The following is a 21,000-nucleotide window of genomic DNA, read 5'->3' on the forward strand; positions in this document are numbered from 1 at the left end:
CGTTGACGGGGTTTCTGTTTCTCCGTGCACGCGGACACCGTCTGCTGCTCACGGCCGCACTGCTCGCGGTCCTGCTGACCACGACCGTACTGGCCACCCTCGCCGCCTTCGCCGGCTCCGTCGGGGACGCGAGCCTGCGTCATGCGTTGCAGACCAGGGACGCCGCGGCGGCTTCTCTGGTCGTCACCTCGGAGAATCCGGACGCGAACCGCGACGCGGAGACGCGGGCCGCCCGGCGTGGGGCGCAGCAGTCCTTCGACGGACTGCCGGTGACACTGCGGCAGTTCGACCGGTCCGGGCCGTACGCTCTGCCGCGCGCTCTCCAGCCGCCGGCAGCCCGCACGGGCGATCCGGATCTCACCGAGTTCGCCGTCGTCGACCGTTCGAAAGTCCGGCTGTCGGCGGGCGCCTGGCCCACCGCGGGCGCGCCTGACGTCGTCGAGGTCGCCGTGCCCGAGGCGGCCGCCAAGCAGCTGAAGCTCGCCCCGGGGGCGCGGGTGCTGCCCCTCGCGGACCGGCTCGGCGGTCCCCCGGTGCGCATACGCGTCACCGGCGTCTACCGCCCGGCCGACCGCAGCGATCCGTACTGGCTGCTGGACAAGCTGGGCGGGCGCGGTGTGCACAAGGACTCGTTCACCACGTACGGGCCGCTGCTCACCGACGCCTCGGTCATCGGCTCGGGCCGGGTCAGCAGGCGTGAGATCTCCTGGCTGGCCACCGCCGATTTCGGTACGTTCGGCGCCGACCGGATCAACGCGCTGCGCACGGCCGCGAAGAAGAGTCAGAAGTTCCTGGCCGCGCAGGACGAGCTGAAGGGCACGGTCACGGTCCGCACCTCGCTGCCCGATGTGCTCAGCCAGCTGGAGCGGGCGCTGCTGGTGGCCCGCGCGTCGCTGCTGATCGTCTCCTTGCAGCTGGCACTGCTCGCCGGGTACACGCTGCTGCTGGTGGCCCGGCTGCTGACCACCGAACGCGCGGGCGAGACACAGGTGTTGATGGCCCGTGGCGCCTCGCGGGGACGGATTGCCTCGCTCTCCGCACAGGAGGCGTTGCTGATCGCGCTGCCGGCCGCGCTGTGCGCGCCGCTGCTCGCCGGTCCGCTCACCCGGCTGCTGGCCGGACAGGGCGTGCCGGCCAGGATCGGGCTGCGCCTGGACACCGGCCCGACCATCGAGGTCTGGCTGGTCGGCGTGCTCGTGGCGCTGGCCTGCGCGGCGGCCGTGGCGGCCCCGGCTCTCACCGCGGCCCGGGCTGCGGCACGCGGCGGCCGTGCCCGTGCGCTGCCCGCCCCGCTGCGGGCCGGCGCCGATGTCGGACTCCTCGTCGTCGCCGCGGTGGCGTACTGGCAGCTGGACCGGCGCACCTCGGGCAGCGGCGCGCTCAGCGGCGACCGCGAGGGGCAACTGGGCATCGATCCGCTGCTCGTGGTGGCGCCCGCGCTGGCACTGCTCGCCGGTACGGTCCTCACCCTGCGGCTCCTGCCGCCGGCCGCGAAGCTCGCCGAGCGGCGCGCGGCCAGGGCACGCGGGCTGAGCGCCCCGTTGGCCGGCTGGCAACTCAGCCGCAGACCGCTGCGGGCCGCGGGGCCGGTGCTGCTGCTGGTGCTCGCCGTCGCGATGGGCATCCTGGCGATCGGGCAGGGCGCCTCCTGGAACCGCTCGCAGGACGACCAGGCGGACTTCCGGTCGGGTGCCCCGGTCCGCGTACTGGGCAGCAGTACCGCCCCGTTCGGGCAGGGCGGGGTGTACGACGGGATGCCCGGCCTCAAGGCCGCGGCACCGGCCGCGCGCGCCACCTTCGCCGTCTCGGGCGGGCGCCAGGCCACCGTGCTGGCGCTCGACACCTCACTCGCCGGACCGGAACTGCGGATGCGCGACGATCTGGCGGACGGCGACCCGAAGCGGCTGCTCACGGCCCTGCAACCGCGGAAGACCGCCCGCGCCGGGGTACTGCTGCCCGACGACACCGAGCGCCTCGTACTGGACATCACCCTTCACGGCGCCGGCGCTGAAGACGGCCCGTTCGGCGAATCGGGCACGAACGTCACCGTCGTCGTCGAGGACCGCTTTGGAGTGCCCTACCGGCTGACGTTGGACACGCTTCAGTCGGATGGCGCGTCGCACCGGGTGACCGCGGACCTCGCCAAGGCCGCCGACGCCCCCGCGGGACGGCCCGCGGGTCCGCTGGCACTGACGGCGGTCGAGTTCGACGAGGCGGGCTATCCCCATCGAATCGTGCCCAGAAGGGTCACGATCGACGGGATAGGTACGATCGGCGCGGACGGCACCGCCCGGGCGGTGGCTCTGCCGAAGGGCCTGGACTGGAAGGCGAGGGCCACCTCGAGCACCGCGCCCGACCCGACACCACCCGCGGTCACCGCGGTACGCTCCTCGGCCCGTACACCGCTCGACGCCTCGTACCACATGGGCACGGCGGAGTACCAATGGGGATCCCAGCGCACGGTCACCGTCCGGGCCGAGGCCCCCCAGCCCGCGCCCGCCGTGCCGCCCGCGCTGGCGAACGGCCGCTTCCTCGAATCCATCGGCGCGAAGACCGGCTCCGTGATCGAGGTACCGATGCCCGGCGGCAACATCAAGGTGAGGATCGCAGGCGTCCTTAAGGACATCCCGACGACCGGCCCCGGCGTGCCAGGGCCCGGCCCGGCAGCCGATCCCAAGACCGACGGCGGCGCGCTGCTGCTCGACCTGCGAGCCGTGAACCGGTTGCTCGCCGCCCGCCCCGACTCCTCTCTCGCGCCCACCGAATGGTGGCTGTTCACCGAACCCGGTGCGGCGGACCGGCTTGTGACGGCACTGCGGGACAGGCCCGAGATCGACCCCACCCAGGTCCAGGTACGCGACGAGATCGCCGAGGAACTGCACAACGACCCGCTGGGCGCGGGCCCGCAGTCGGCCCTGATCGCGGTGGCCGTCGTCGCCGCCGCGCTGGCCGCGGCCGGCTTCGCGGTGAACACCATGGGGGCGCTGCGGGAGCGCTCGGCGGAGTTCGCGGTGCTCCGGGCGCTCGGCGCCTCGCGGCGTCGGCTGGCCCGGCTGCTGGCCGCCGAACAGTCGCTGCTCATCGGGGTCGCGCTGATGACCGGGCTTGCCCTCGGCACCCTTCTGACCCGGGCCGTCGTACCGCTGATCGTGCTGACCGGGCAGGCCACACAGCCGGTCCCGGGCGTACTGGTGGAACTGCCCGTCGGCCGGGTGGCCCTGCTGCTGGCGGGAGTCGCCGCCGGGCCCGTGCTCGTCGTGGCGGCGCTGGCGCTGCGCCGAGGCGATCCGGCGACAACGTTGCGCGTCCAGGGAGGCGAGTGAAATGAAGGCTGTCGCCCCCTGGGTCCGTACCCGGCTGCGTACCGCACCCGGGCCCGCCCTCGCGCTGATGCTGCTCGTCCTGGTCACCTCCTTCCTTGCCGCGGTCTTCCCGCGCGCGGTGGACGCGTACGAGGGCGAAGGCATGCGCCACGCCATGAGCAGTGCCTCGGCGGACCGCAGCGGCATACAGATGACCTATATGCCGCCCTTCGAGTATGCGGACGGCGCCCCGGCGGACGTGCGCGACCGCGAGCTGAAACCGCGGCGAATGGACGAGCGGTACCGCCGGATCCTGGCCGCGCTGCCGGAACCACTGCACGCCGACGCCGCACAGTCCGCGTACGGAGCGCGCACGGGTACTCCGCTACCGGCCACCGACAGCTGGCTGCCCCAACTCGACGGTGGCGGCCCGTGGTTCACCCTCAGCACCCAGGCGGGGCTCGCCGAGCACTCCACGCTCCACTCCGGACGGCTGCCCAAGGCCACGGACGGCGGCGTCGTGGAGGGCGCGGTCACCTCGGCCACCGCCAAGACCCTCGGCATCAAGGCCGGTTCGACCATCCATGTGGCACCGCCTGACGGTCAGGCCACTCTCGTCGTCAAGGTCACGGGCATCGTCGAACCGGTCCACCCCGAGCGGGCCTACTGGTCCGTCGAGCCGGTCCTGCGCACGCCCACGCACCTCTACACTGCGCCGCCGGTCCCTCAGCCCTACTGGCATGGTGCGCTGCTGCTGGCCCCTGAGGCGGCACCGAAGCTGCTGACGGTGTCCGCGGACGCCGAGGCGTACTGGCGCATCGCCGCCGACCCGGCCGGGCTCGGCGCCGGTGATCTGCCCCGGCTGAGGGAAGTGATCGCCTCCGTCGAAAGCGGACCGCTGCACGCCAAGCTGACCAGCGCGGTCTCGCCGCAAATGCAGATCGACTCCGGCCTGGACGACATCCTCCTCGACTTCGACGGCATCCTGTCCGCCATCAACCCGGTGGTCGCGGTCGCCGTCTTCGGGGTCGGCAGCGTCGCCGCCATCGTCCTGCTGATGTCAGGCGGCCTGGCCGCCGCACGCCGGCACAGCGAGCTGTCCCTGCTGCGCTCACGCGGCGGTTCGGTGCCCGGTATCGCCGGGCGACTGCTTGCCGAGGTCGCCGTTCCGGTGCTGCCCGCGGCGGCCCTCGGCTGCGCCCTCGCGTTCGTCCTCGTCCCCGACGGCCCGCCGCTGCCGTCGCTGCTGGCCTCGGCCGCGGTCGCGCTGGTCGCCTGCGCCGCGCTGCCGCTGCGGGCCGCGTACCTGCACCGACGGCCGCGGCTGCACGGCGAGCGCGACGACGTCGTACGGGCCAGGCCCTCGCGTCGCCGGACCGTCGCCGAACTCACGCTGCTGGTCCTGGCCATGGCCGCGGTCGTCGCGCTGCGCCGCCGGGGAACGGCGGGCGGCGAGGTGGACCAACTGGTCAGCGCCGCCCCGGTCCTGGTGGGCGGGATCGCCGCGCTGCTGCTCGTACGGCTCTATCCGCTTCCGCTGCGGCTCGCCGCGCTGCCGATGGCACGGTGGCGCGGTGCGATCGGCTTTCTCTCGCTGGCCCGGGCCGGGCGGTCTTCCGTCACCGCCGCGCTTCCGCTGCTCGCGTTGCTCGTGGCCCTGACGACGGCGGCGTTCGGTGGCTCGGTGCTCGCCGGGGTCGCCGACGCCCGCGACCGCGCGTCACTGGCCGCGGTGGGCGCCGATGCCCGGATCGAGGCGTCCGACGTGCTGCCGGACGGCCTCGCCGACGCGGTACGGAAGGTGCCCGGGGTGCGGGACGTGGCGCCCGTCCGCCGCGAGTTCGACCTGGACCTACGGGACGGCGTGAGCGAGAACGTCACACTGATCGCCGTCGACCCGGACTCGTACGCGCGACTCGCCCGCAGCACCGGCTTCGGCGCCTTCGGGGCCGGGCAGCTGAGGAAGAGCACCGGGCCGCTGCCGGCCCTTGCCTCCCCGGCGGTCGCCGAACGGCTGGGTGGCGGGGAGTCCTTGGTCGGCGCCGCGGGCACCCTGTTCAGCGTCCGGGTGGAAGCGGTGCGCGTCACCACACCGGCCGCCACCAGTGGTGACTTCCTCGTGGTCGACGCGGCGGGCCTGCCCGACCGCACCCCCACCACCCTGCTGGTGACCGGCCCCTCCGCATCCGGCGCCGAGCTGAAGGCCGCGGTCCGTACGGCGGGCGGCGGCGCCGGAGTGACACTGCGCTCCACGGCACGCGACGGCCTCACGGAGTCGCCGGTGCAGAGCGGCGCGGAACGCCTCTACACGGTGGCCGTCGCGGCAGCCGCCGGATACGCCGTGCTCGCCTTGCTGCTGTCGTTGCTGCAGGCCGCCCCGGAACGTACCGCGCTGCTGGGCCGGCTGCGCACCATGGGCCTGACCCGTCGGCAGGGGCGCCGCCTGCTGATCCTGGAGTCCCTGCCGCAGGCGCTGCTGGCCGCGGCGGGCGGAGCGCTGGTCGGCTGGGCGGCGATCCGGTTGCTCGCGCCGGGCATCGACCTGGGACGGCTGGCGCTGGCCGCGCAGGGGCGCCTCGCCGCGGCCGGCCCCGTGGAGTTGCGCGCCGACTCCTGGAGCCTGCTGCTGCCCGCGCTCGCCGTGGTGCTGATCGCGGTGGCCGTGGCCGCGGCGCAGGCCTGGGTGACCACCCGGCGTACGGTAACGTCCGAACTCAGGGCAGGAGACACACGATGACCGAGTCCTCCACGGGAACCACGCTCGGGGAACTCGAACGCCGCGCGGCGGCCCGGCGTGACCGCCCCGAGTACGGCCATGACGCGCTGATCACCTGTGACCGCCTGGTCCGTATCTTCTCCACGGACGGGGTCGAGGTGCAGGCCCTGCAGGGTCTCGATCTCCTCGTTCGCGAGGGCGAGTTGATGGCCCTGGTCGGTGCGTCCGGCAGCGGCAAGTCGACCCTGATGAACATCCTCGCGGGCCTGGACGAGCCGACGGCCGGCGCGGCCAAGGTGGCCGACTGCGATCTGCTGGCCATGAGCGGAAAGGAACGGCTGCGCTACCGGCGCGAGGTCGTCGGCTTCGTCTGGCAGCAGACGGCGCGCAATCTGCTGCCGTATCTCACGGCCGCGCAGAACGTGGCGCTGCCGATGCAGCTGCGCGGCCACGCCAAGAAGAAGGCCGAGAGGGCCGAGTCCCTGCTGTCCCTGCTCGACGTCGCCGACTGCCGCGACCGGCGTCCGCACCAGATGTCCGGCGGCCAGCAGCAGCGCGTGGCGATCGCGGTGGCGCTGGCCAACGAGCCGTCGGTGCTGCTCGCCGACGAGCCGACGGGCGAGCTCGACTCCAGGACGGCCGAGGAGATCTTCGCGGCGTTCCGCACGGCCAACGAGGAGCTCGGCACGACCGTCGTCATCGTCACCCACGACCAGGCGGTGGCCACGGAGGTCCGCCGCACGGTGGCCATCCGCGACGGACGCACCTCCACGGAGATCCTGCGCCGCACGGAGGTCGACGCGACGACCGGCCAGGAGTCATTGGTGGCCAGGGAGTACGCGATGCTGGACCGCGCCGGCCGCCTTCAGCTCCCCGCGGACTACACGGAGGCCCTGGGCATGCGCGAGCGGGTCCTGCTGGAGCTGGAACCGGACCACATCGGGATCTGGCCGGACGACACCCCCTAGTGCCGCGACCGCACTCGCGCTGTCGTCGCAGGTCAGGCGCGGTACACCGTCCGCCCGCACGTGACGAGTCATCAGCTACTTGGGTCGTTGACCTGCCGGTTCGCGGTTCGAGCGAGTGCGGGAACCGGAATCTTCCACCGACGCACCGCCAGTGGAAGAACTTCGCTGTACCCGCCCTGACCTGCGGTGACTCAATGAGTGCGGTTGCAGTACTAGAAGACTCATGAAGATCTTGGGTTCTGGCCCCGCCGCGTGAGCGGCGGGGCCAGACTCTTTCTCGTGGTGATGGGGGAATGGGCCGGGGAGACGGTCGGGCCGGATGTGTGGGAGACCTGCCGGGAGTTGATCCCGGCAGGCAGTGTGTTCGCGTTCCTGGCCGAGCATCGCGGCGCGCTGTTCCCGGCGGAGACGTTCGAGGACATGTACCCGTCGGCGAACGGGCGGCCGAGCATGCCGCCGCAGATCCTGGCCGCGGCGATCACGCTGCAGGCCCTTAACGGGCTGTCGGACTTCGAGACGGTCCAGGAGTTGCGGTGTGACCTGAGGTGGAAGGCCGCGTGCGGGCTGGGCCTGCACGACATGGCGTTCGATCCGTCGCTGCTGGCCTACTTCCGGCGCCGGCTGGCCCGCTCGGTGCGGCCGAACCGTGTCTTCGAGACGGTGCGCGAGGTGGTGAAGGCCACCGGTGTCCTCAAGGGCAAGCACCGGCGGGCGCTGGACTCCACGGTGCTGGACGATGCGGTCGCCACCCAGGACACCGTCACCCAGATCATCGCCGCCGTCCGCGCGGTAATTCGCGAGGTCCCCGGGGCCGCTGAGGTGGCAGCCGTGCAGTGCACCGCGCATGACTACAGCGACCCGGGCAAACCAAGGATCGCCTGGAATGACGAGCAGGCCCGCGCCACGCTTGTTGATGCCCTGGTCAGTGACGCGCTCAGGCTGCTCGGGCATCTGCCCGAGCAGGAGCTGGGCGAGAAGGCCGCGAATGCCGTCGGCATCCTGGCCCTGGTCGCCGGGCAAGACGTCGAACCCGCCGAGGACTCCGACGGCCGCGACGGGCGCTGGCGCATCACCCGTGGCACCGCGCAGGACCGGATGGTCTCCACCGTCGACCCCGAGGCCCGGCACATCCACAAAACCCGCACCCACCAGCAAGACGGCTTCAAGGCCCACCTGGCCATCGAGCCCGAGACCGGGTTATACACCGCCGTCGCCCTGCGGCCCGGCAGTGGCCCAGAGCACCACGAGGCCACCGTCGGCCTGGACCTTCTCGCCGAGGAGGACGGGCCGGTGGACGCCTTCGGCGACACCGCCTACTCCACCGGCGATGCCCGCCAGGCCCTCGAAGACGCAGGGCACCGGCTGTTCCTCAAGCCCGCCCCGCTACGGGCGGCCGTCCCCGGCGGCTTCACCCTGGACGACTTCGCCATCGACACCGCCGCCGCCACGGTGACCTGCCCCGCTGGACACACGGTCCCCCTGTCAGACCCCGGCGGACAGCACCACCAGCGCAAGGCGGCCTTCGGGAAACTGTGCGCCGGATGTCCCCTGCGCGAGCGGTGCACCAAGGCCAAGGCCGGCCGCATCCTGACCATCCGCCCACACCACGACCTGCTCGCAGCCGCCCGCCGCCAGGCCGCTACCGACCCCGACTGGCAAGCCGACTACCGCCGCTGGAGACCACCGGTCGAACGCGCCGTCGCCTGGCTCGTCCACCACGGCAACCGCAAACTCCGCTACCGCGGAACCATCGCCAACGACACCTGGCTCCACACCCGAGCCGCCGCCCTCAACCTCCGCCGACTGATCAACCTCGGACTCACCCGCACCGGCGACACCTGGCACCTCGCCCCGGCCACCGGATGACCAGAAGGGCCGCCCGGCCTCCGGCCGGACAGCCCCTCAACAAGATCTTCATGAGTCTTCTAGGGCGTGTTTCGAAAGTCCCGCCTGGTCGGGGGCGTCTGGCACGCACGCTCGCCGCGTTGTCGGTCGTCGGCGCAGCCCGCTGCGCTCTCCTCCCTCCGCCTTGCGATCGCACGCACCAGACGCCCCCGACCCCGCCCTCCGGGCGGACGACGCTACTTTCGAAACACGCCCTAGTAGGGCTTTGTTAGGTTCTGTGGTGGGGTTTGGGTGTGGGGGCGGGTTGGCCGCATATCGAGCAGGCGCCGGTCCAGGTGGCCAGGAGTTTCTGTAACGCGCGGAGGACCGCGTAGAGGGTCAGGCCGGCGCAGGGGCTTTTGGGTCGAGTCGCAGCAGGGTGCAGAAGGCCTGGGCGAGGGAGGCGAGGGTCACGTGTCGGTGCCAGCCGAGGTAGCTGCGGCCTTCGAAGTGGTCCAGCCCGAGGCCGTCTTTGAGTTCGCGGTAGTCGTGCTCGACGCGCCAGCGGATCTTCGCGATGCGGACCAGTTCGCGCAGTGGGGTGTCGGCGGGCAGGGTGGACAGCCAGTAGTCGGTGGGCTCGGCGGAGTCGGGCGGCCATTCGGCCAGCAGCCAGCACTCGGGCAGTGAGCCGTCGGTGGCGCGGCGGATGGTGCGGTTGGCGGGGCGGACCCGCAGGGCCAGGAACTGTGAGCGCATGGCGGCACGGGGGTTGTTCTTGGTCGTCTTGGTGCCGTGGCGCCAGGTGACGGTCCGCGCGGCGCCGCGTCCGGTGGCCAGGGCCAGCGCCCGCAGGGTGGTGTGCGGCTGGGGGTAGGCCGGCCCGGGCGGGCGGCCGGTGCCGCTGTAGGGCGGGCGCTCGGGGAACGCATCACCGGGGTAGCAGGTGGTGCTGCCCTTGACCGCCACCGCGTAGGCCAGGCCGCGCTCGGTCAGCCCCTCACGGAAACCGGTGGCATCCCCATAACCGGCGTCGGCGACGACCGGCAGACCGGGCAGCTCCCACTCTTCGCGGGCCTCGTCGAGCATGTCCAGGGCCAGGCGCCATCTTTCCCGGTGCCGGACCTGGTCGGGGATGCCCGCTCTCGTGCGCCGGCGTCTGATCGCCTCCGCCAGCAGCGCATCCCCGCTGTTCTTGGCGTCGTCCCAGCTCTCGGGAAGGAACAGCCGCCAGTTGACCGCCGCCGAGGCGCGGTCGGAGACCAGGTTGACGCTGACGCCGATCTGGCAGTTGCCCCGCTTGCCCAAAGCGCCGCAGTACATCCGGGCCACCCCCGGGGAGTCGTACCCGTCCTTGGGAAAGCCCACATCGTCGATCGCGTACGCCTCCGGGGCGATGTGCGCTGCGGCCCATCGGGCCACCCGACGGCGGACCTCGGCGTAGTCCCAGGTCGAGGAGGACACGAACTGCTGGAGCTGCTGGTGGTCCACACCCAGGCGCTCGGCCATCGGCTGCATCGACTTGCGCTTGCCGTCCAGCATCAGCCCGCGCATGTACAGCTCGCCCTTGGCCCGCTGATCCCGGCGCTTGAGCGAACCGAGCATCTCCGCCGCAAACGCCTCCAGACGCGGGCGGACCACATCCATCTCCTCAGGTGTCACACCTGACAGAACATCACACCGTAGCCCAAGAGGACCAACGAGCCCACCTAACAAAGCCCTACTAGAAGACTCATGAAGATCTTGGGTTCTGGCCCCGCCGCGTGAGCGGCGGGGCCAGACTCTTTCTCGTGGTGATGGGGGAATGGGCCGGGGAGACGGTCGGGCCGGATGTGTGGGAGACCTGCCGGGAGTTGATCCCGGCAGGCAGTGTGTTCGCGTTCCTGGCCGAGCATCGCGGCGCGCTGTTCCCGGCGGAGACGTTCGAGGACATGTACCCGTCGGCGAACGGGCGGCCGAGCATGCCGCCGCAGATCCTGGCCGCGGCGATCACGCTGCAGGCCCTTAACGGGCTGTCGGACTTCGAGACGGTCCAGGAGTTGCGGTGTGACCTGAGGTGGAAGGCCGCGTGCGGGCTGGGCCTGCACGACATGGCGTTCGATCCGTCGCTGCTGGCCTACTTCCGGCGCCGGCTGGCCCGCTCGGTGCGGCCGAACCGTGTCTTCGAGACGGTGCGCGAGGTGGTGAAGGCCACCGGTGTCCTCAAGGGCAAGCACCGGCGGGCGCTGGACTCCACGGTGCTGGACGATGCGGTCGCCACCCAGGACACCGTCACCCAGATCATCGCCGCCGTCCGCGCGGTAATTCGCGAGGTCCCCGGGGCCGCTGAGGTGGCAGCCGTGCAGTGCACCGCGCATGACTACAGCGACCCGGGCAAACCAAGGATCGCCTGGAATGACGAGCAGGCCCGCGCCACGCTTGTTGATGCCCTGGTCAGTGACGCGCTCAGGCTGCTCGGGCATCTGCCCGAGCAGGAGCTGGGCGAGAAGGCCGCGAATGCCGTCGGCATCCTGGCCCTGGTCGCCGGGCAAGACGTCGAACCCGCCGAGGACTCCGACGGCCGCGACGGGCGCTGGCGCATCACCCGTGGCACCGCGCAGGACCGGATGGTCTCCACCGTCGACCCCGAGGCCCGGCACATCCACAAAACCCGCACCCACCAGCAAGACGGCTTCAAGGCCCACCTGGCCATCGAGCCCGAGACCGGGTTATACACCGCCGTCGCCCTGCGGCCCGGCAGTGGCCCAGAGCACCACGAGGCCACCGTCGGCCTGGACCTTCTCGCCGAGGAGGACGGGCCGGTGGACGCCTTCGGCGACACCGCCTACTCCACCGGCGATGCCCGCCAGGCCCTCGAAGACGCAGGGCACCGGCTGTTCCTCAAGCCCGCCCCGCTACGGGCGGCCGTCCCCGGCGGCTTCACCCTGGACGACTTCGCCATCGACACCGCCGCCGCCACGGTGACCTGCCCCGCTGGACACACGGTCCCCCTGTCAGACCCCGGCGGACAGCACCACCAGCGCAAGGCGGCCTTCGGGAAACTGTGCGCCGGATGTCCCCTGCGCGAGCGGTGCACCAAGGCCAAGGCCGGCCGCATCCTGACCATCCGCCCACACCACGACCTGCTCGCAGCCGCCCGCCGCCAGGCCGCTACCGACCCCGACTGGCAAGCCGACTACCGCCGCTGGAGACCACCGGTCGAACGCGCCGTCGCCTGGCTCGTCCACCACGGCAACCGCAAACTCCGCTACCGCGGAACCATCGCCAACGACACCTGGCTCCACACCCGAGCCGCCGCCCTCAACCTCCGCCGACTGATCAACCTCGGACTCACCCGCACCGGCGACACCTGGCACCTCGCCCCGGCCACCGGATGACCAGAAGGGCCGCCCGGCCTCCGGCCGGACAGCCCCTCAACAAGATCTTCATGAGTCTTCTAGTGCCCCTCCTGGCAGCGTTTGCCCTGTCGCGGCGTCCGGCACGCACGCTCGCTGCGCTGGCCGAAAACCCAAGGAGCGCTGCTACGAGGCCTTCGGCCGCCTGGCGATCGCACGCACCGGACGCCGCTCCTTGACGGGCAAACGTTGCCGGTCGCGGCACTAGTAGGGCTTTGTTAGGTGCGGTGGTGTGGTTCTGGTGTCGGTGCGGGTTGGCCGCATATCGAGCAGGCGCCGGTCCAGGTGGCCAGGAGGGCCTGGAGTTCGCGGAGTACCGCGTAGAGGGTCAGGCCGGCGCAGGGGCTTTTGGGTCGGTCCTGAGCAGGGTGCAGAAGGCCTGGGCGAGGGAGGCGAGAGTGGCGTGGCGGTGCCAGCCTGCGTAGTTGCGGCCCTCGAAGTGGTCCAGGCCGAGACCGTCCTTGAGCTCGCGGTAGTCGTACTCAACTCGCCATCGGATCTTGGCGATTCGTACCAGATCGTACAGTGGGGAGTCGGTGGGCAGCGTCGAGAGCCAGTAGTCGGTCGGCTCGGCGGAGTCGGGTGGCCACTCGACAGCGGAAGAGGCACGGTCGCTGACCATGTTCACGCTGACCCCGATCTGGCAGTTGCCGCGTTTGCCCAGCGCGCCGCAGTACATCCGCGCCACCCCGGGAGAGTCGTAGCCGTCCTTGGGGAAGTCAACGTCGTCGATGGCATACGCCTCGGGAGAGATGTGCGCCGCAGCCCAACGGGCCAGCCGTTCCCGGACCATGGAGTAGTCCCAGGTCGAGGAAGAGACGAACTGCTGCAGCTGCTGGTGGTCAACGCCCAGGCGCTCGGCCATCGGCTGCATCGACTTGCGCTTGCCGTCCAACATCAGCCCGCGCAGGTACAGCTCGCCCTTGGCCCGCTGATCCCGCCGGGCCAGCGGGCCAAGCATCTCGGCGGCGAAGGCCTCCAGGCGCGGCCGGACCTCTTCCATCTCCTCAGGTGTCACACCTGAAAGAAGATCACAACCTATCCGGTGAGGATCACTTGGGATACCTAACAAAGCCCTACTAGAGGTGCCTGTCGGCAACGGCCCGCCACGCTCAGCGCCGTGCCCCGCCCCCACGGCAGTTGTCGGGGAGGGCGGGGCACGGCGCGGGCAGGGCCCGGGATCAGCCGGTCGGGGCGAGGGCGTAGCCCCACCACACACCGTGCTCCCTGGCCAGTTGGATGTGTAGGTGCTTGCCGCCCGTCAGGGTGAGTTCTGCCTCGGACGTGCCGCCCTGAGGTGACTTGAGACGCTGCAGGATCGGCCGGTTGTCGCGTACGGGTTCGGTACGGGCCGTGACCGGACCGTCCGCCGCCGCCGCGGCGAGGGGACTCAGGAAGTCCGAGGACTCCTGGGTCACCGCCGTCCCGTCGGGGTAGCCGTCGTGCAGTTCGTCGATGCCCTTCACATCCCCGTTCGCTAGGCGCTGGACGAACACCGTCAGGAATGTACGCACCTCTTCGGGCGGACGCTCGCCCTCGTAGACGACACTCACCTTCGGCGAGGCGGCGAGTGCGTACGGGGTGTCGTCGGTGCGGTTGAACCACCAGACGGCAGCCGCGCACAGCACGACGAGGACCGCGGCCGCCCCGGCGAGGGCGGTGATGCGCTTACCAGCGCGGAGTGACATGGGCGATCCAGACTGAGTACGGGTGGTTACGGCTACGGGCAGCTGCCATGGTCGACGTGCGGTACTTGCTGGTGTGCTGCGCGATGGTGACGCTGCTGCCGGACTTGGCGATGACCATGGCCGCGTGCTGGATGGGCTTGTTGCTCTTGAACTTCCAGAAGACCACATCACCCGGGGTGGCCTGGCTGTCGTACTTGCGCCAGGTCACCTTCGCTTCCTTGTTGAAGAAGGAGAAGAGGTGATTGGAGGCTGCCCAGGAGAACGTCTGATTGCCGAGGAAACCGTAGGTCCGCCACCAGTAGTGGTCGCTGCGGTACCAGCCGGGTGACTTCATCTTCATCCCGCCGCCCTGGTTGAGCGCCTTGGAGACGAAGTTGGTGCAGTCGTTACCGAACTCGTCCTTGTCCTTGGCATGTTTCTTGGCCCAGGCCGCGGCACCGGAGTAGTTGAGCGAGGCGCGGGCCGTGATGAGCGGGTTGGGGTCGGCCGGGGAGAATCCGTCGGCGTCGATGGCGACGGCCGGGGCGTCCGGTTCCTCATCGTTGCCGTCCGTGCTCTCCGACGTCACCGCGACGCGGACGCTCTCGCCTGCCGGCAGCTCGCCGTAGACGTCCCGGTCGTCACTCACCCGCTGGAGTACGGGCGGCTTATCGCTGCCCGGCAGCGCGAAGACGTACTCCTCGTCGCTTTCTTCCTCGATCGGGTCCGAGGCATTGCCGCCCTCCACCTCGGTCCGGGCTCCGGTCCGGGTGAGCCGCAGCGTCGCGGTGGTGCCGGAGGTGCTGACCACCGCCTGCGACAGATTGCTGGTGAAGTTCCGGTACACGAGGTTGTGGCGGATATTGGCGGCCCGGTCCGCCAAGAGGGAGGGCGCCTGGGCGCGCAGCAGTGTCTCGAAGGACGCCCCCTGGGAGGAGGCGGCCAGCGCCGCGTCGGCGGACGCATAGGTACCGGACAGCAGCCCGTCCGAAGCGGTCGTGAACTGCTTGACCACGTCCTTCAGCGTCGCTTCGAGGACGGCCGCCGCGCTGGGCTTGACGAGACCGGAGCGAGATACCTGACCGGCACCGAGGAGGTTCACGGCCGCCACGTCGACGGTGTAGCCGGTGCCGTTGTCGAGGTTGCTGAAGACGGCCCGCCGGTCGGCGGTGGTGACCTCGGCGACCTGCACGTCCCCGCTGTTGCGGACGGTCACCTGGTAGGTGAGCTCGTCCATGGTGGAGCTGCCGGCGTCCTCAGGCGCGTTCCAGGTGGCGACCAGGCCCTTGTCACCGGGAACTGCGCGCACGTCGGTCGGTCTGCCCGGTGCGGTCGCCGGGAGATAGGCGACACGCAGCCGGGGCCGGTTCTCCGCCGCCCCGGACGAGCGCGACGAACGGTAGGTGATGCCGGTCGTGGTGTCGCTGTCCTCGTCGCTGGCGCGCAGAGCCACACCGTTGTTCGACTCCGAGTTGGAGAACCACTGCGTCACGGCGTCGGTCAGGTCGAGCGCCGCAGGGTCGGCCACCGAGGTGGCGTAGGCGTCCACGCTCTCAGCGGCGTCCAACGTGTCGAAGGCTCCGGTCTTCGGATCCCAGTTGTCGTTGAGCGGATGCGCCTCGATCTGATGCGCCTCGCAGGGACCCAGGCAACCGACGGCGTCCAGCGAGAGGGTGGCCCCGACGATCCTGGCTCCTCGGGGCAGCCCGGAGAAGTCAGCCTTGAGGTACGTACGCCAGTGCGCGCTGTCCTGCGCGCCGACTCTCAGCAGTTCGTCCTGGACAGGCAGGGTGCCCTCGCTCGTCACGGCCGCGTCGGTCGTCACGGGCAGGGTCACCGTGACCGGATCGGGCTGCACGGAAGGCGCGGGCACTCTCACCGTGAACGCGGTGGGCGTGGTGTAGGCAGAGCATCCACCGGCCGTGCAGGCACGCATCTGCCAGGTGTACGACGCGCCGTCGGTGACGATCCCGTCCCCGATTTCGAGCGCTGCCCGCTTGCCGCTCTCCACACTGACCGAGGCCAGCGGAGTGCCGCCGACGACGGCGCCCGAGGCGGTCTTGAGGACGAACTCGGCGGTCGGTGTTCCCGCACCAGGGGCCGTGATGACACCAGAAAGGATCGGGTTCAGCGTCTCGGTACCGCCGGTACGCGGTGCCTGCGGCAGATCGGCCGGCGCGGGCGGCGCCTTGGACAGGTCGACCTTGAACGTCATCGAGTTGGACCAGGTCGAGGTGTCGATGCCGTCCGACGTACGGGCCCGGAAGCCGTAGGTGTGCCCGTCGATCAGCTTGCCGGCAGGGACCTTGACGCTCACGAAGGTTCCGGCCGCCGCGCTGGCGGTGGAGCCGCTGGCCACGGTGGTCGAGCCCTCGGTCACCTCCCAATTCGCGGTCAGCGGGTTCTTGTCGGCGTCGGAGGTGCTGAAGGTGAAGGTCGGTGTCGTGGAGGTGACGTATGTCTGGGTGCCGCTGGTGCCGCCCGGTACGGGAACGTTGACGACGGGCGTGCCGGGCTTCGTGTTGTACGTAACGGACAGATACGGGGTGTTGCTGGTGGCGTCGGAGGAGTTGAAGCGCTTCCATCCGTACGGGTCGGACTCGTCGGCCGCGCGCAGGCCGAGGTTGCCGACGGTGACCCCCTTCGCGGCCCAGCCCGTGACGAGAGCCGTGGTGTCGGCGCTGACGTATCCGGCCGCGCAGGACGACGAGTAGCCCTTGGTGGCTGTCGAGGACGCGGAATTCGCCGTCCATGTGGGCTGGTTGGTCCAACGTGTCGAGGTTGACGCCGCCCCGGTCGACCAGACCTGCCAGGCGCGCGCCGAGCACGACCAGGAGTGGTATTCGTACAGGTTCAGGGAGGACGACAGGATGTGCTTTCCGCCGAGTGACCCCATCGGGAAGCTCATGAAGGAGCGGGCGATCTGCCCCGAGCCGTTGTTGCCGAGCTTCAGTTCGGTGGCGTGCGACTGATCCGTGCCGTAGCCCTGCTGGACGAACGTGTCCATCGTGTCGCCCAGTTTGAGCGCCGGGTCGATGGTGACCGGGTACCGGGTGCGGTCGTCCTTGAGGAATGCGGGGTCGGCGGAGAACGTGAGATCCACGCTGTCTCCACGCTGTACGACGTCCATGGTGACCTCGCCCCGGTGCAGGTGCTCACCAGAGCGCCCGTCGGTCGTGGAATCCCACATGACCGGTGCGGGTATGGAGCCCACCGGCAGGCCGCTGGTCCTGTCCAGGAAGAAGACGCTGCCGTCCAGACCGCGCCGGGCCGTCAGCCCGGGTGCGCTCAGCGGCAGGGTGAACGTCCCGTTTTCGGTGGCGTCGCGGTCCTTGAGGACGACGTACTGTTCGGCCCCGGTACGCGTCGCCTCCACCACGATGTCGGTGGCTGGCAGGGCGTCGCGGTACGTGGCCGTGTCGCCGTCCACGGAAGGCTCGGGCAGGGTGCCCTGCCAGCCGAGGGTCAGGGACTGGTCCCCCGAACCCATCCGGATCAGCGGTGCGGTGCCTTTGCCGGTGTAGGCGCCCGCAAGGCGCAGTTCGGCGGGGTGGGCCTTGGCCGCGTATGTTCCCTTCGCCGTACGGACCAGGTCAGCGTCCACGGTCCGCCAGCCGTCCGGGGCGTTCTCGTCGGGCAGGCGAACGGCGGCGGCGTGGTAGTCCACGGTGAGAGTGCCGTCGCTGTTCGCCCAGGTCGTGGTGGTCTCGGTCCGTTCGCTGACGGCTTCCACCCGATGACCGGACCGGGCCGCGGTCTGCTGTGCTTCGGCCAGGCCATCGACCGGCACGGTCGACGACGTGTGGTGGTCCGGGCCGTGGTCGGGCCGAAGAGTTGCGGCGGATGTCGCGGCGGCGATGAGACTCATGGCGCAGGCGGCCACAAGGGCAGCACGACATCTTCGTAAAGTGAGTATCAAGTTGGTCCCCTCATGACTCTGTATACCCCCGTAGAGGCAGGCAAGGGGGATCGAACCTACGGCGCGTATGCGGTCATGATCAATTTGTCGAACTTTCCCTCGTCTCATGGCGTGATCCAGTAGATCTTCTTGCGTGACGCGAGCGCAACTGACGGACGAAGAGTGGGGTTTCATCGGGTCGTACCTGCCGATCGGCAAGTACGGACCCTAGTAGGGCTTTGTTAGGTGCGGTGGTGTGGTTCTGGTGTCGGTGCGGGTTGGCCGCATATCGAGCAGGCGCCGGTCCAGGTGGCCAGGAGGGCCTGGAGTTCGCGGAGTACCGCGTAGAGGGTCAGGCCGGCGCAGGGGCTTTTGGGTCGGTCCTGAGCAGGGTGCAGAAGGCCTGGGCGAGGGAGGCGAGAGTGGCGTGGCGGTGCCAGCCTGCGTAGTTGCGGCCCTCGAAGTGGTCCAGGCCGAGACCGTCCTTGAGCTCGCGGTAGTCGTGCTCAACTCGCCATCGGATCTTGGCGATTCGTACCAGATCGTACAGTGGGGAGTCGGTGGGCAGCGTCGAGAGCCAGTAGTCGGTCGGCTCGGCGGAGTCGGGTGGCCACTCGACGAGCAGCCAGCATTGGGGCAGCGCGCCGTCGGCGGACCGGCGGACCGGCGGACCGGCGGATGGAGCGGTTGGCCGGGCGGACCCGCAAGGCCAGAAACTGCGAGCGCATCTCGGCGGTCGGGTTGCGCCTGGTGGCCCTGCTGCCCTGGCGCCAGGTGACGGTGCGGGTGGCCGGTTGTCCGGCGGCCAGGGCCAGGGCGCGCAGGGTGGTGTGCGGCTGGGGGTAGGCGGACACGGGAGGGCGGCCCTGCCGGAGTACGGCGGGCGCTCGGGCGTCGCGTCGCCCGGGTGCGCGGTTGTGGTGGCCTTGACCGCGACCGCGTAAGTCAGGCCGCGCTCGGTCAGGCCCTCACGAAAGCCGGTGGCGTCGCCGTACCCGGCGTCGGCGACGACCGGCAGGTCGGGCAGTTCCCATTCCCCGCGCACCTCGTCGAGCATGTCCAGGGCCAGGCGCCACTTCTCCCGGTGCCGTGCGGTGTCCGGGACGCCCGCCTTGGTGCGGCGGCGCCGGATGGACTCGGCCAGCAGCAGATCCTCGCCCTGCTTGGCGTCGTCCCAGCTCTCCGGCAGGAACAGGCGCCAGTCGACAGCGGAAGAGGCACGGTCGCTGATCATGTTCACACTGACCCCGATCTGGCAGTTGCCGCGTTTGCCCAGCGCGCCGCAGTACATCCGCGCCACCCCGGGAGAGTCGTAGCCGTCCTTGGGGAAGTCAACGTCGTCGATGGCATACGCCTCGGGAGAGGTGTGCGCCGCAGCCCAACGGGCCAGCCGTTCCCGGACCATGGAGTAGTCCCAGGTCGAGGAAGAGACGAACTGCTGCAGCTGCTGGTGGTCAACGCCCAGGCGCTCGGCCATCGGCTGCATCGACTTGCGCTTGCCGTCCAACATCAGCCCGCGCAGGTACAGCTCGCCCTTGGCCCGCTGATCCCGCCGGGCCAGCGGGCCAAGCATCTCGGCGGCGAAGGCCTCCAGGCGCGGCCGGACCTCTTCCATCTCCTCAGGTGTCACACCTGAAAGAAGATCACAACCTATCCGGTGAGGATCACTTGGGATACCTAACAAAGCCCTACTAGCTCTCGCGCCCGTACAGCGTCGACCAGCCGTCCGCCGTGGCGTACGACGGTACGCCTGACGAGTCCGCGTCCCCGCGGGTGACCGCCTTCGCCAGCTCGACCGCGTGGTGCACCGCGGCACGGAAGAGCAGCGAGCCGGTACTGACACGGGCCACGCCCAGTTCGGCGAGGCGGGCCACGCTCAGGCCGTCCGGGGCGTACAGGATGTTGAGCGGGGCGTCGAACCGCCCCGTCAGCGCGGCGATGGCCGCTACGTCACGCAGCCCCGGGACGAACAGGCCGTCGGCGCCCGCCTCCTGGTATGCGGACAGTCGGGCGACCGTCTCGTCGCCATGGCCGGGCAGCCAGTGCGTGTCCGTGCGGGCGTTGACGAACAGCGAGGGAGCCGCCGCCTTCATCGCGCGGATCGTCTCGCACTGCGGGGCGAGCGCGGCCAGGGAGCCGTCCGGGCGGCCGTCCTCGATGTTCACTCCGGCCACGCCGGCCCGTGCCAGCGCCGCCGCCAGCTCCGCGACCTCGTCGGGCTTTTCGCCGAAGCCGCCCTCGATGTCCACGGTGACCGGCACGGGCAGCCGGGCCAGGCCGAGGGCGAGACGCAGGGTGTCCTCGCGGGCGTCGCCCGTGGCGTCCGGCTTCCCGGCGGCGGACGCCACACCGAGACTGGTCGTCCCGATCGCGGCGAAGCCCGCCGTCACCAGGGCGGCCGCACTGGCGAGATCCCAGGCGTTGGGCAGCACGAGCGGGTCGCCGGGGCGGTGCAGCGCGCGGAACTCCTCGTAACGGTTCATCGGGATTCCTCCAGAAGGACGTCGAGTACGCCGTGGGCCAGCGCGAGAGCACAACGGCTTCCGGGGCACGGGCGGATGCCGTGCCCGAAGGCGAGACCGCCGGTCAAGTCGACGGGCACCTCGGTCCCTTCGGCCACCGGGCATCCGTCCAGGACCGCGCCCCGGGCGGCCGTCCGGCGGGTTGCGCGGACGGGCGGGTCGTGGCGCAGGGCCAGGGCCGTCGCCTCCTCGGCCGAACTCCCGCCCTGCCGCCGGGCGTTGACGATCAGCGCCGCGGTGGCGTCGCACGTCTGCACCAACAGGCCGATCAGGTTGGCGACCGTCTCCGGCTCGCCCTCCGGCAGCCCGGCCATCAGCGTCGCCACGCCGTCGTCGGCGCGTGCCATCGCCGTGTCCGACGCGCCGGGCTGATAGGCGGCCGCCACGGCACGTACGGCCGGCACGATCTCGCCCCTGGCCCCGAGCGCCTCGGCCAGCACGGCGACCGGGACGTAGGGGGCCAGGTCCGGTGCCGTCGTACGCGCCAGCTCCCGGGCCCGGTCGCGCAGGACGGTCTCGTCGAGCCGCGCCAGCTCCGCCTCCGCGAGCGCCCGCCGACGCCGGTGCACGGCTCCGTTGCCGAACCTGGCCACGGACTGCCGCAGCCACCGCATCGTGCCCGGCGCGGCCCCGCCGGCGGGCGCCTCGGGCACCAGGAACCGGGGGTCCTCGAGTACGGCACGGGCTTGGTCGGTCGTCGTCATGCTC

General features: G+C 71.0%; 12 protein-coding genes. 5 read left to right on the forward strand and 7 right to left on the reverse strand.

The annotated features are described in order from the left end of the window. Positions 1–2: 2 nt before the first annotated feature. The 4 genes from ABD858_RS28365 to ABD858_RS28380 all read left to right on the forward strand — a co-directional run bounded on the left by ABD858_RS28365 (position 3) and on the right by ABD858_RS28380 (position 8,852). Positions 3–3,323 (forward strand): FtsX-like permease family protein, encoded by a 3,321-nt coding sequence (locus ABD858_RS28365; RefSeq protein ID WP_345042734.1) that lies wholly within the window; start codon positions 3–5, stop codon positions 3,321–3,323. Position 3,324: 1 nt separating this feature from the next. Continuing rightward, the gene (locus tag ABD858_RS28370; RefSeq protein WP_345042736.1) at positions 3,325–6,039 is read left to right on the forward strand and encodes an FtsX-like permease family protein; all 2,715 of its coding nucleotides are present in this window, start codon (positions 3,325–3,327) and stop codon (positions 6,037–6,039) included. Next, positions 6,036–6,986 (forward strand): ABC transporter ATP-binding protein, encoded by a 951-nt coding sequence (locus ABD858_RS28375; protein ID WP_345042738.1) that lies wholly within the window; start codon positions 6,036–6,038, stop codon positions 6,984–6,986. The genes ABD858_RS28370 and ABD858_RS28375 overlap by 4 nt, the downstream gene beginning before the upstream one ends. A 285-nt stretch (positions 6,987–7,271) precedes the next feature. Further along, entirely contained in the window at positions 7,272–8,852 is a 1,581-nt protein-coding gene (locus tag ABD858_RS28380; RefSeq protein ID WP_345044323.1) for an IS1182 family transposase, read from the forward strand. A 357-nt stretch (positions 8,853–9,209) separates the two neighbouring features. Here the strand turns inward: ABD858_RS28380 and ABD858_RS28385 are convergent, their stop codons facing one another. Next, complete coding sequence (locus tag ABD858_RS28385) at positions 9,210–10,472, reverse strand: IS701 family transposase (protein ID WP_425586266.1); 1,263 nt, start codon at positions 10,470–10,472, stop codon at positions 9,210–9,212. A 134-nt stretch (positions 10,473–10,606) separates the two neighbouring features. Between ABD858_RS28385 and ABD858_RS28390 the strand changes: the two genes are divergently transcribed. Further along, complete coding sequence (locus tag ABD858_RS28390; RefSeq protein WP_345044323.1) at positions 10,607–12,187, forward strand: IS1182 family transposase; 1,581 nt, start codon at positions 10,607–10,609, stop codon at positions 12,185–12,187. Between the two features lie 346 nt (positions 12,188–12,533). Here the strand turns inward: ABD858_RS28390 and ABD858_RS28395 are convergent, their stop codons facing one another. The 6 genes from ABD858_RS28395 to ABD858_RS28420 all read right to left on the reverse strand — a co-directional run bounded on the left by ABD858_RS28395 (position 12,534) and on the right by ABD858_RS28420 (position 20,996). Beyond that, positions 12,534–13,223 (reverse strand): transposase, encoded by a 690-nt coding sequence (locus ABD858_RS28395; RefSeq protein ID WP_425586267.1) that lies wholly within the window; start codon positions 13,221–13,223, stop codon positions 12,534–12,536. Between the two features lie 163 nt (positions 13,224–13,386). After that, on the reverse strand, positions 13,387–13,893 hold the full coding sequence (locus ABD858_RS28400) for a hypothetical protein (protein WP_345042740.1): 507 nt from the start codon (positions 13,891–13,893) through the stop codon (positions 13,387–13,389). Next, the gene (locus tag ABD858_RS28405) at positions 13,874–17,740 is read right to left on the reverse strand and encodes a DNRLRE domain-containing protein (protein WP_345042743.1); all 3,867 of its coding nucleotides are present in this window, start codon (positions 17,738–17,740) and stop codon (positions 13,874–13,876) included. The genes ABD858_RS28400 and ABD858_RS28405 overlap by 20 nt, the downstream gene beginning before the upstream one ends. 382 nt (positions 17,741–18,122) lie before the next feature. After that, the gene (locus ABD858_RS28410; protein ID WP_345042745.1) at positions 18,123–19,400 is read right to left on the reverse strand and encodes an IS701 family transposase; all 1,278 of its coding nucleotides are present in this window, start codon (positions 19,398–19,400) and stop codon (positions 18,123–18,125) included. A 61-nt stretch (positions 19,401–19,461) separates the two neighbouring features. Then, entirely contained in the window at positions 19,462–20,253 is a 792-nt protein-coding gene (locus tag ABD858_RS28415) for an isocitrate lyase/PEP mutase family protein (protein WP_345042747.1), read from the reverse strand. Further along, positions 20,250–20,996 (reverse strand): cytochrome P450 family protein, encoded by a 747-nt coding sequence (locus tag ABD858_RS28420; RefSeq protein WP_345042750.1) that lies wholly within the window; start codon positions 20,994–20,996, stop codon positions 20,250–20,252. Before ABD858_RS28420 ends, ABD858_RS28415 begins: the two co-directional genes overlap by 4 nt. Between the last annotated feature and the right edge of the window lie 4 nt (positions 20,997–21,000).

It is taken from the genome of Streptomyces sannanensis, assembly GCF_039536205.1.
Classification (GTDB): Bacteria; Actinomycetota; Actinomycetes; order Streptomycetales; family Streptomycetaceae; genus Streptomyces; species Streptomyces sannanensis.

What these genes read in the sequence shown, in the direction of transcription:
- ABD858_RS28370 (WP_345042736.1), top strand. Translation starts at nt 3,325, where the DNA reads ATGAAGGCTGTCGCCCCCTGGGTCCGTACCCGGCTGCGTACCGCACCC.
- ABD858_RS28375 (WP_345042738.1), top strand. Translation starts at nt 6,036, where the DNA reads ATGACCGAGTCCTCCACGGGAACCACGCTCGGGGAACTCGAACGCCGC.
- ABD858_RS28380 (WP_345044323.1), top strand. Translation starts at nt 7,272, where the DNA reads ATGGGGGAATGGGCCGGGGAGACGGTCGGGCCGGATGTGTGGGAGACC.
- ABD858_RS28390 (WP_345044323.1), top strand. Translation starts at nt 10,607, where the DNA reads ATGGGGGAATGGGCCGGGGAGACGGTCGGGCCGGATGTGTGGGAGACC.
- ABD858_RS28400 (WP_345042740.1), bottom strand. Translation starts at nt 13,893, where the DNA reads ATGTCACTCCGCGCTGGTAAGCGCATCACCGCCCTCGCCGGGGCGGCC.
- ABD858_RS28405 (WP_345042743.1), bottom strand. Translation starts at nt 17,740, where the DNA reads ATGAGTCTCATCGCCGCCGCGACATCCGCCGCAACTCTTCGGCCCGAC.
- ABD858_RS28415 (WP_345042747.1), bottom strand. Translation starts at nt 20,253, where the DNA reads ATGAACCGTTACGAGGAGTTCCGCGCGCTGCACCGCCCCGGCGACCCG.
- ABD858_RS28420 (WP_345042750.1), bottom strand. Translation starts at nt 20,996, where the DNA reads ATGACGACGACCGACCAAGCCCGTGCCGTACTCGAGGACCCCCGGTTC.